9 protein-coding genes and 1 pseudogene are annotated in these 9,969 nt (G+C 74.6%); 5 read left to right on the forward strand and 5 right to left on the reverse strand.

The window, feature by feature from the left end; genetic code table 11:
* Positions 1-5: 5 nt before the first annotated feature.
* From ACP4IX_RS28780 to ACP4IX_RS28795, 4 genes are all read right to left on the reverse strand, one after another.
* Positions 6-2,135, reverse strand: a complete 2,130-nt coding sequence (locus ACP4IX_RS28780) for a xanthine dehydrogenase family protein molybdopterin-binding subunit (RefSeq protein ID WP_426557390.1) — start codon at positions 2,133-2,135, stop codon at positions 6-8.
* A 25-nt stretch (positions 2,136-2,160) separates the two neighbouring features.
* Positions 2,161-3,153 (reverse strand): FAD binding domain-containing protein, encoded by a 993-nt coding sequence (locus ACP4IX_RS28785; protein ID WP_426557392.1) that lies wholly within the window; start codon positions 3,151-3,153, stop codon positions 2,161-2,163.
* On the reverse strand, positions 3,154-3,714 hold the full coding sequence (locus ACP4IX_RS28790) for a (2Fe-2S)-binding protein (RefSeq protein ID WP_426557405.1): 561 nt from the start codon (positions 3,712-3,714) through the stop codon (positions 3,154-3,156). It lies immediately after the preceding gene.
* Positions 3,715-3,989: 275 nt separating this feature from the next.
* Entirely contained in the window at positions 3,990-5,141 is a 1,152-nt protein-coding gene (locus ACP4IX_RS28795; RefSeq protein WP_426557394.1) for a hypothetical protein, read from the reverse strand.
* Positions 5,142-5,323: 182 nt separating this feature from the next.
* Between ACP4IX_RS28795 and ACP4IX_RS28800 the strand changes: the two are divergent.
* Positions 5,324-6,112, forward strand: a pseudogene (locus tag ACP4IX_RS28800) (SDR family NAD(P)-dependent oxidoreductase); the annotation flags it as partial.
* 54 nt (positions 6,113-6,166) lie between these two features.
* On the opposite strand, the gene ACP4IX_RS28805 reads toward ACP4IX_RS28800, so the two are convergent.
* Positions 6,167-7,243, reverse strand: a complete 1,077-nt coding sequence (locus ACP4IX_RS28805) for a YihY/virulence factor BrkB family protein (protein ID WP_426518937.1) — start codon at positions 7,241-7,243, stop codon at positions 6,167-6,169.
* Positions 7,244-7,595: 352 nt separating this feature from the next.
* Here ACP4IX_RS28805 and ACP4IX_RS28810 point away from each other — a divergent pair, with 352 nt between their 5' ends.
* The 4 genes from ACP4IX_RS28810 to ACP4IX_RS28825 all read left to right on the forward strand — a co-directional run bounded on the left by ACP4IX_RS28810 (position 7,596) and on the right by ACP4IX_RS28825 (position 9,798).
* Entirely contained in the window at positions 7,596-8,003 is a 408-nt protein-coding gene (locus ACP4IX_RS28810; protein ID WP_426518935.1) for a hypothetical protein, read from the forward strand.
* On the forward strand, positions 8,000-8,785 hold the full coding sequence (locus ACP4IX_RS28815; RefSeq protein ID WP_426518933.1) for a hypothetical protein: 786 nt from the start codon (positions 8,000-8,002) through the stop codon (positions 8,783-8,785). Before ACP4IX_RS28810 ends, ACP4IX_RS28815 begins: the two co-directional genes overlap by 4 nt.
* A gap of 38 nt (positions 8,786-8,823) precedes the next feature.
* Positions 8,824-9,348 (forward strand): roadblock/LC7 domain-containing protein, encoded by a 525-nt coding sequence (locus ACP4IX_RS28820; protein ID WP_426557396.1) that lies wholly within the window; start codon positions 8,824-8,826, stop codon positions 9,346-9,348.
* Between the two features lie 75 nt (positions 9,349-9,423).
* Entirely contained in the window at positions 9,424-9,798 is a 375-nt protein-coding gene (locus ACP4IX_RS28825) for a hypothetical protein (protein ID WP_426518929.1), read from the forward strand.
* Positions 9,799-9,969 lie beyond the last annotated feature (171 nt).

Genomic DNA, 9,969 nt, shown 5'->3' on the forward strand with positions numbered 1-9,969 from the left:
CGCGCTCACGTCCCCAGCATGCCGGCGGGATGCCCGTGTTCGAGCAGACCGGTGAGCACCCGGTCCGGAGTGAGCGGCAGTTCCCGGAAGCGGATGCCGGTGGCGTGGTGGACGGCGTTGCCGACGGCCGCCGCCGAGCCGACGATGCCGATCTCGCCGATCCCCTTGCTGCCCATGGGGTTGAGGTGGGTGTCGTCCTCGTCGAGCCAGTGCGCCTCCACGGACGCCACGTCGGCGTGCGCGGGCACGTGGTACGAGGCCAGGTCGGACTCGGCGAAGTCGCCGAACGCCGGGTCCACCGTGCTGTCCTCGGTCAGCGCCATGCCCAGGCCCATCGTCAGGCCCCCGATGAACTGCGAGCGGGCCGTACGGGCGTTGAGGATGCGCCCCGCCGCGAAGACGCCCAGCAGCCGCGTCACCCGTACCTCACCGGTGACCGTGTCCACGGTGACCTCGGCGAAGTGCGCGCCGAACGCGTGGCGGGCGAAGGGGCTCTCGGCGTCGGCGGTACCGGAGGTGTCCGCGTCGGCCGCGATCCCTTCGTCGGGCAGGGGCCCCGAGTGCTCGGCCAGCCGGCCGGTCAGCCGGACGCACGCCTCGTGGACGGCCCACCCCCAGGACGCGGTGCCGGAGGAGCCACCGGCCATGGGCGCGAAGCCGATGCCGCTGTCGGCGACGTCGATACGGACCCGGTCCAGCGGGACGCCGAGGGCGTCGGCCGCGATCTGTGAGCAGACGGTCCGGGCGCCCGTACCGATGTCGGTGGCGTTGACGCGCACCAGGAAACCGCCGTCGGGCAGGGCCCGCGCCGTGGCGGCGCAGGGCGAGACCATGACCGGATACGTGGCCGCGGCCACGCCGGTGCCGGCCAGCAGGGGACCGGCGCTGCCGGCCCCGGGGCGCGGATCGCGGTCCTCCCACCCGAAACGGCGGGCACCCTCGCGCAGGCACTCCACCAGATGCCTGCTGCTGAAGGGCTTGCCGCTGTCGGGCTCGGTGTCCGGCTCGTTGCGGATCCGCAGTTCGACCGGATCCATGCCGAGTGCGACGGCCAGTTCGTCCACCGCGGACTCGAGCGCGTACATGCCGGGGCACTCGCCGGGGGCGCGCATCCAGGAGGGCGTGGGCACGTCCAGCGGCGTGACGCGGTGCAGCGTGCGCAGGGCGGGGGCGGCGTACATGACGCGCGCCGGGACCGCGGCCTGCTCCACGAACTCCTTCACCCGGGAGGTGTGCGTCGTCACCTCGTGGACGAGGGAGGTGAGCCGCCCGTCGGCGTCGGCGCCCAGGCGCAGCCGGTGCAGGGTCGGCGCGCGGTGGCCGATGACGGCGGGCAGGTAGCGGCGCGGCAGCGCGACGGTGACCGGACGGCCGGTCTCCCGCGCCGCCATCACGGCCAGCACCACGTCGGGACGGGGCGTGCCCTTCGAGCCGAAACCGCCGCCCACGTGTTCCGACCGGACCGTGATCCGGTCCTCGGGAAGCTCGAACAGCCTGGCGAGTTCGGTGCGTACGGCGCTGGTGCCCTGGCTGGAGGAGTGCACCGTGACCCGGTCCCCTTCCCACCACGCCGTGCTGGTGTGCGGTTCCATCGGGTGATTGTGCAGGGGTGGTATCCGGTACTCGACGTCGACGCGCGTCGCCGAGGAGGCGAAGGCACCGTCGGGGTCGCCGTGTCCGCTGACAGCCGGGAACCCCCCGTTGGCGGACTCCGGGACGTACGCCTCCGGATGCGAGGCGGTGAGCGTCACGTCGTGGTTCTCCGCCTCGTACGTGACACGGACGGCGGCGGCGCCGGCCCGCGCCGCCTCCAGTGTCTCGGCCACCACCAGGCCCACGAACCAGCCCCGGTGCGGGACGTGCGGGCTCTGCAGCAGGGACAGGGTGGGGTCGTCCGGGTCCCCGAGCCGGGGCGTGTTCTCGTGCGTGAGCACCGCCAGTACGCCCGGAAGGGCGAGCGCGGGAGCGGTGTCGACGCCGGTCACCCGGCCCCGCGCGACCGCCGCCGGGACGGGCCAGGCCTGGGCGCGCCCGGGGGCGTCGAACTCGGCGGCGTACCGGGCGGTGCCGGTGACCTTCTCCCGTCCTTCCCGGCGCTCGACTGGAGCGCCCAGGACGGTCTCGGTGCCGGTCATGGAGTCCTCCTCGTGGACGCCGGGGTCAGGTCGTGGCCGGCGGGGCGAGCCGGCCCAGAACGTCCAGGGCCAGCCGGCGGGCCAGCGGCACCTTGTAGGCGTTGTCCCGCAGCGGCTCGGCGGCGGCCAGTTCCAGGTCGACGGCGTGCTCGAACGCCGCCGTCGTGGGCGCCGCGCCCACCAGCGCGTCCTCGGCCCGCCGCGCCCGCCAGGGCCGGTGCGCCAGCGCGCCGAACGCGATCCCGGCGCGGTCCACCACCCCGTCCTTCAGGTGCAGGACGGCGGCGACGGAGGCCAGGGCGAAGGCGTACGACGCCCGGTCGCGGGCCTTGCGGTACGCGGAGGGCAGTCCGGCCGTGGCGGCCGGCAGGACCACGCCGGTGATCAGCTCGCCGGGGTGGATCTCCGTGTCCCGCTCCGGGTGCCGCCCGGGCAGCCGGTGGAAGTCGGCGGCGGGCACGCTCCGGGTGCCCTCGGGGCCGTGCAGCTCCACGCGCGCGTCCAGGGCGGCGAGCGCCACCGCCATGTCCGAGGGGTGGGTGGCGATGCACTCCTCGGAGTGACCGAGCACGGCGTGGTCGCGGTGGACGCCCTTCAGCGCCCCGCAGCCGGTGCCGGGCTCCCGCTTGTTGCAGGGCTTGGAGAGGTCCTGGAAGTAGGGGCAGCGGGTGCGTTGCAGCAGGTTGCCGCCCGTGGTGGCGGAGTTGCGCAACTGTCCCGAGGCGCCCGCCAGCAGGGCCTGGGAGAGTGCGGGGTACCGGTCGCGGACGACGGCGTGGGCCGCGAGGTCGCTGTTGCGGACCGTGGCGCCGACGCGCAGCGAACCGTCGGGCAGCTCCTCCACCGCGTCCAGCGGGAGCCGGGTGACGTCGACGAGGGCGGCGGGCGTCTCCACACCGAGCTTCATCAGGTCGACGAGGTTGGTGCCGCCGCCGAGGTAGCGGGCGCCGGGGTGGGCGGCGAACGCGTCGGTGGCCTCCTCGACGCTCCCGGCCCGTACATAGGCGAAGGGCTTCACTCAGATCACGTCCTCGACCGCGTCGGCGATACGCGGATAGGCACCGCACCGGCACAGGTTGCCGCTCAGCCGCTCCCGGATCTCCTCCCGGTCCAGCGCGACGGGCTCGCCGGAGGGCGTCTGAGGGGCGGTGACGTGGGACGGGCGCCCGGCCGCGGCCTCGGCGAGCACGCCGACCGCGGAGCAGATCTGGCCCGGGGTGCAGTACCCGCACTGGAAGGCGTCGCGCTCCAGGAACGCCCGCTGCACCGGATGCAGTTCCTCGCCGTCCCCGGCGAGGCCCTCGACGGTGGTGATCTCGCAGCCGTCCAGGGCGACGGCGAACAGCAGGCAGCTGTTGACGCGCCGCCCGTCCACCAGGACCGTACAGGCGCCGCACTGCCCGTGGTCGCAGCCCTTCTTGGCGCCCGCGAGCCCGAGATCCTCTCTCAGGAGGTCCAGCAGGACCCGGCGGTGGTCGACGGTGAGGGTGTGCGGTTTCCCGTTGACGTGGAGCGTGGTCTGTGAGCGGGACGACTCCGGTGGTGAAGAGGGGGCGGCGCCCTCGTGCTGGCTGACCATGGCGTCGGTGACCTTCCGGGACGGGCCGTGCTGCTGTGCCGTCCGCGTATCCACGTCGCGCCCGCTGACACGTGAGGGTGCCCTCAGTCGGCTGCGGGCCACCGCCGGACCGGCCGGTGGGCGGCACCGGGGCCACGTGATCCGGGGCGTACCCGTCGGCGACGGGTGTCGTACGCGCCGCGTACGACGCGCCGCCCGGTCCGGCCGGGACGGCGGACAGGCGCCCCCGACCCGGACTCCCGGACCGTGATACCCGGACAGTGATCCGGCGGGTGTCAGTCGCCGGGCTCGGCCGGCGGTCGGGAGGTGTCCTTGCCCGACGCGGTGCGGGGTGCCCTGCCGGAGCCCTTGAACCGTTCCAGCGTGCGGGTCAGCTGCCGCAGCGGGGACGTGGCAGGCCCCGCGGACGGCGGCGGCCCGGCCGGGGCGGGCCCGGCGGACTCCCGGTATGCGGCCAGGGCCTCGGCCGCGCGTTCCGCAGCCTCCCGGTACAGGTCCCGGGACTGCGTCATGGCCTCCAGCGCCTCGGCGTACATGGCCACCAGCTTGCGCTGGCGCTCCAGTTCCTCCGCCAGGGTCAGCAGCCGCCAGTCCTCCCGCAGCGCGGTGAGGGCGTCCTCCGCGCCGTCCGGCAGCGGCCGGCCCAGCGCCGCGAAGGACGTCACCGCCGCGATCAGGCCGGTGGGCTCGGAGCCGTCCAGGAAGACGGTGCGGACGGAGAAGTCCTGGGCGTCGTAGCCGGACGGGGCCGGGGTGCCGGGCAGGACCACGGCGCCGCCGCGCGGCACCTGGACGCCGAAGTCCTCCAGGGCCCAGTTGACCACCCGCAGCTGCTGCGGCGCGGCGCGGTGCTCGACCACGAGGTGCCGCAGGCCGGGCGGCAGCCGATCGGCGAGCGGTACCCGGCCGCGGTGATCGGGGGTCATCGCCTCGTGCACGACGACGTGGATGTTCCACGGGCTGCGCCCGGCCGCCTTGAGCAGCCGGCGTACGGCCTTGTCGTCGTCCGGCAGGGTGTTGATGCCCCGCAGCCGCAGCCCGGTGGCGGTGTCGCGGTCCCAGGTGACGTCCGGGTCGTCGGGCCAGAACATCGTGGCGGGGGAGGGCCAGGCGGCGTCCCAGGCCTCCTCGGCCTCCGCGAGGAGGGTCCACTCCTGACCGCCGGCCGAGCCCGGCTCCAGGAGCAGCCGGGCCCGCACGGTGACGGCGCCCCCGGCCTTCCAGCGCGCCTCGAAGATCCGGACGCCGGCGCCCTTGCCGTCCGGCGGCTCCTCGGGCAGTTCCAGGAAGTCGTCGATGCAGCGGCTGTCCTTCAGCCGCTGCAGGGTGTGCCGGACGGTGTCCTCCGCCGCGGATCCGACGTGGCGGCCGCGAGCGGGCCACACCGTGGGCGGAGTCGTGGGGTGGGCGGTGGCGGAGGTCGGCATGGGTCCTCGGGAAGCAGGAGCACGGACACAGGCAAGTATCGTCGCCGCAGGTCAGCGGAGAGCACCCGGGGTCCGCCGACCGGGCGGGTCGCGGTGCGGTCGGCGGGATCCCGGATGTGCCCTGGGCGAGGGTGGGCACAAGCACGGCGAACCGACGGTACGGCACGACAAGGAGCGACTCGATGAACCTCGGCCTCGGCGGACGAACCGCGTTGGTGACGGGCTCCTCGCAGGGCATCGGAGCGGCGATCGCCGCCGGGCCGGCCCGGGCCGGCGCCGCGGTGGGCGTCAACGGACGCGACGCCGCCGCCTGGAGGAGAGCGTCGGGAAACCCCGGGCCGAGGTGCCGGACGGCGTGTTCGTGCCGGTCGCGGCCGACCTGGGCGCCGAGGAGGTCGCCGAGCGGGCCCTGGAGGCGCTGCCCGGCGTCGATATCCGGGTGGACGACCTCGGCGTCCTCGGGGCGGCGCCCGCGCCGGAGAGCAGCGACGAGAAGGGGCGCCGCTGCTTCGGCAGCACGTCCACCCGGGCGTCAGGCTGACGCGCGCCCGTCTCCCCCGGATGAGGGACGGGGCTGGGGCCGGGTGCTGTACACCGCGAGTGACCCGGCCGTGGACGTCCCGGCCGAGAAGATCCACTGCGGGGTGTCCGAGACGGTGCTGCTCGCGGTCGGCCGCGGCGTCGCCGAGGAGGCGGCGGGCAGCGGCGTCACGGTGGACCGCGTCATCGCCGGACCCGCGCACAGCGAGGGGGCCGAGGACTTCGTGTACCAGCTGGTCGACCGCGACCTCCCGGGGGACGAGGCCCAGCGCGCCGTCATGCGCGAGCCCCGCCCGCAGTCGCTGCCCCAGCGGCTGATCGAGCCGGAGGAGATCGCCGGCCCGGTGGTCCACCCGAGCCCGCCCCGGGCGTCCGCCACGACCGGCGCCACCGTCCGCGTCGACGGGGGACACGTCGACGCGGTCCTCCCGCGGCGGGCCGACGGCCCGGTCCGGACGCGTCGTCCGGCGGTGCCGCCGGTGGCGTCACTCGTCCGGTGACACCGCACGCCGTCGGTCCGCCTCGTCCCAGGCCCGGGTGTCGCGCGGCTCCACGTACGGCTCGTCCTCGGGCGGGTGTCCGCCGTCGATCACCCGCTGCCGGGCCAGCTCGGCGTCGAACTCCAGGCCGAGCAGGATGGCCAGGTTCGTCACCCACAGCCACACCAGGAAGATGATGACACCGGCCAGGGTGCCGTACGTCTTGTTGTACGAGCCGAAGTTGGCGACGTAGAAGGCGAACCCGGCGGACGCGGCCAGCCAGATCAGCAGGGCGAGCACGCTGCCCGGCGAAATCCATCTGAAGCCCCTGACCCGGGCGTTCGGGGTGGCCCAGTACAGGATCGCGATCATGAACGTGACGAGTACGACCAGCACCGGCCACTTGGCGATCGACCACACCGTCATCGCGGTGTCGCCGACGCCCAGCGCGGTGCCCACCTGCTGCGCCAGGCTGCCGGTGAACACGACGATGAGCGCGCTGACCACGGCGAGCACGAGCAGCACCACGGTCAGCGCCACCCGCAGCGGCAGCACCTTCCAGACCGGGCGCCCCTCGGGTACGTCGTAGACCGCGTTCGCCGCGCGGATGAACGCCGCCACGTAGCCGGACGCCGACCAGACGGCGCCGACCAGACCGACGAGTGCCAGTACGGAGCCCAGACCGGCCTTGGCCTGCAACTGTTTCACCGCGTCGGAGACGACGTCTCGCGCGGATCCGGGTGCGAGCCTCTGGATGTTGTCCAGGATCTCCTGGGTGGCGGACTGCCCGGCGATCCCGAGCAGCGAGACCAGCACCAGCAGGGCCGGGAACAGCGACAGGATCCCGTAGTAGGTCAGGGCGGCGGCGCGGTCGGTCAGCTCGTCGTCCTTGAACTCGGCGAGCACGCGCCGCAGCAGCGCGGACCACGAGCGCTTCGGCAGCTCGGTGGGGGAGCCGGGAGCCGCACGCTCCGCGGAGGGGGCCGGACCGTAGTCCTCTGGCGCCGCCCTGTCCGGCGCGGTCCCGTCCGGCGTGTCGTCCTTCGTGTGCTTCCCGCGATGGGGGAGATGCAGTCGGGCCATGGACCCCGGGTTGCCCGTCTCGGCATGCCCACGCACCCGCGCGCGACGCGTGCCGGGTGTGCGGCGGTCGCCCGGGGCGGCGCCCGCTCACTCCTGCTGCGGGGCGGCGGGCCCGGTCGGCATGGTCCGCGCGGACAGGTCCCGCCCCTCAGCCGCATCGGGGCGGCCTGTCCGCGCGCCGCTCCCCGCCCGCCGGACTTCCAGGACCCCTCGCACGGCCGAAACACCGCAGTATGCCGCAGTGCGCGCACGTTCCTCTGGAAAATGCCAAAGGACTCACTGGACGCGTGCACTTTCCGTAGTCTCGGCGTCACGTTCGCGGTACACAGCCGTGCAGGGGAGGGGATCCGGCGTGCCCGGGATCGACGAGAGTCTGCTGGAAGCCATGCGGCTGCCCGGCGCGCAGGGTGCGTCGCTGGTCGACTGGATCAGCGGTCTCGCCCTGGGCGCCGTGGGCGAGGCGCCGGGCGGTGACTGGGAGGCGACGGCGGCGGAGACAGCGGAACTGGCCCGGCATGTCGCGGAGAGCGGTTCCCTGGCGGCGACCGGTGGTCCCGCGCCCGTCGGCGCGCCGGAGAACGAACCGCCGGTCGAGGACCTGATCGCCACGACCGCCGACGCCTACCACCTGCTCAGGTTCGTCAGCACCCCGTTCGACAGCACCGTCTTCCTCCACCTGTGGCTGGACCGCAACGACGGAAACCTCGCCCTGGCCCGCATCCGGCTGGCCGAGATGGCCGATCGTCTGGTCCTCGGATGACCGGCGCGACCACCACCTGGACCACGCACGGAACGACGTCGGCGGCGCTCGGCGTACTCGCGGCCGAGGGCGCCACGGGTGCCCTGTCGGGCGAGCGGGGCATCGTCTACCTGTCGGCGGGCCGTGTCGTGCACGTGGAGTCCGCCTTCACCCCGGACCTCGGAGCACTGCTCACCCGCAGCGGCGCCGTAGCGCCCGACGGCTGGTGGGAAGCCGTCGACCGCGGCGGAAGGCAGGCCCGGGTCGGACACCGGCTGGTGGACAGCGGCCGGCTCGCCGCGGGGGCACTGGAGGTCTGCCACCTGGGCGCGCTCTTCGACGCCGCGTACTTCGTCCTCGCCCACGACACGCGTGCGCACCGCTTCCGGCCCGGCGCCGTCCACTGGCTCGGCACGGTGCGGTCCGTACCGGTGGACGCCGTCGTCCGCGAGTCCGGACGCCGACGCGCCCTGCTGGACCGCATATGGCCGGACCCCGACATCGACACCGTCCCCCTCACCCGGGTGACCGACGCCGGCGCCGCCGACCTGCCGGTGCGGCGCAGCCGGACCCTGACACAGGTCGACGGCGTCCGCACCGCCGCCCAGATCGCCTCGGCGCTCGCCTGCCGCACGTACCACACTCTCGTCGAACTGCGCCGCCTGGCCGCCGACGGCCTCGTCACCGCCGCGCCGCCCGCTCCCGCGCCCCTCGCGCAGGCCCCTCAGCCGCACGGTGTCGTGTGGGACGACCCGGACACGGCTCTGCTGCGACGGCTTCGAGACGCCTTGGAGGCCCTGTGATCCGCGCGCGCCGCCAGCGTGCCGAAAGGAGACTGCTCATGGCCGTCGAGAGCGACGTCCTGGACGAACTGCACCGACTGCGCAACCGCGTACCCCAGTTGACCGGATCGCTCGCGGCCAGCGTCGACGGGCTCGTCCTGGCCCACGACGCCCCGGGCACCGACCCCGAGGGCCTCGCCGCGCTCACCGCCGCCGCCCTCGGCGTCGCGCAGCGCACGGCCGACGCCACCGCGCGGGGCGGCTTCCGAGAGCTCCTGCTGCGCGGGGCCGACGGCTACGTCGCCACCTACGCGGCCGGGCCGTCCGCCGTGCTCACCCTGCTGGCCGAGGGCCGGGTCAACGTGGGCCGGCTGCACCTGGAGGGCCGGCGCAGCGGCGCCCGGATAGGGGAGCTGGTCCTCGCGCACATCGGCCACGACCGCGGTCGTGGCCCGGCCGCCGAGCACGCCGCGACACTCCCCGCGGACCCGGCCCGCCCCATCGGCACCCTGCCGGTGCGCACCCCGCAACGGCCCGCACACCGGCCGACTCCGCAGACCGGCGGCCACCGCCGGTCGACCTGAACAACCGATCACCACCGAGATCACCACTGATCGTCACCGATCACGCACCGATCACGTCCGGAAAGGAAGTCACGCATGGCCAACCTGGAGACCTCGCTCAAGGAATGCCTCAGCTCCATCGACGGTGCCACCGCCGCCGCGCTGGTCGACTACACCAGCGGGATGGCCCTCGGCACGCTGGGCGGCGGCAAGGACTTCAACCTGGAGGTCGCCGCCGCCGGCAACACCGACGTCGTGCGGTCCAAGCTGCGCACGATGGAGCACCTCGGTCTGAACGAGGAGATCGAGGACATCCTGATCACCCTGAACACGCAGTACCACATGATCCGCCTGCTCAAGGGCCGTGGCGGCAACGGGCTGTTCCTCTATCTGGTGCTCGACGCGAGCCGCGCCAACCTGGCGATGGCCCGCCACCAACTGCGCCGGATCGAGAGCGAACTGGAGGTCTGATCCCCCGGCGAACCGCCTGGACGTCCGATGATCCCCGGCGAACCGCAGAACCGGGCGCGGGGGGGGGGGGGGGCCCCCCCCCCCCCCCCCCCCCCCGCCCCCCCCCCCCCCCAACACCCCCCCCCCCCCCCCCGGGGGGGGCCGGGCGCGCCCCCACGCCACCCCCCACCC

Source organism: Streptomyces sp. WG5, assembly GCF_049974565.1.
GTDB lineage: Bacteria > Actinomycetota > Actinomycetes > Streptomycetales > Streptomycetaceae > Streptomyces.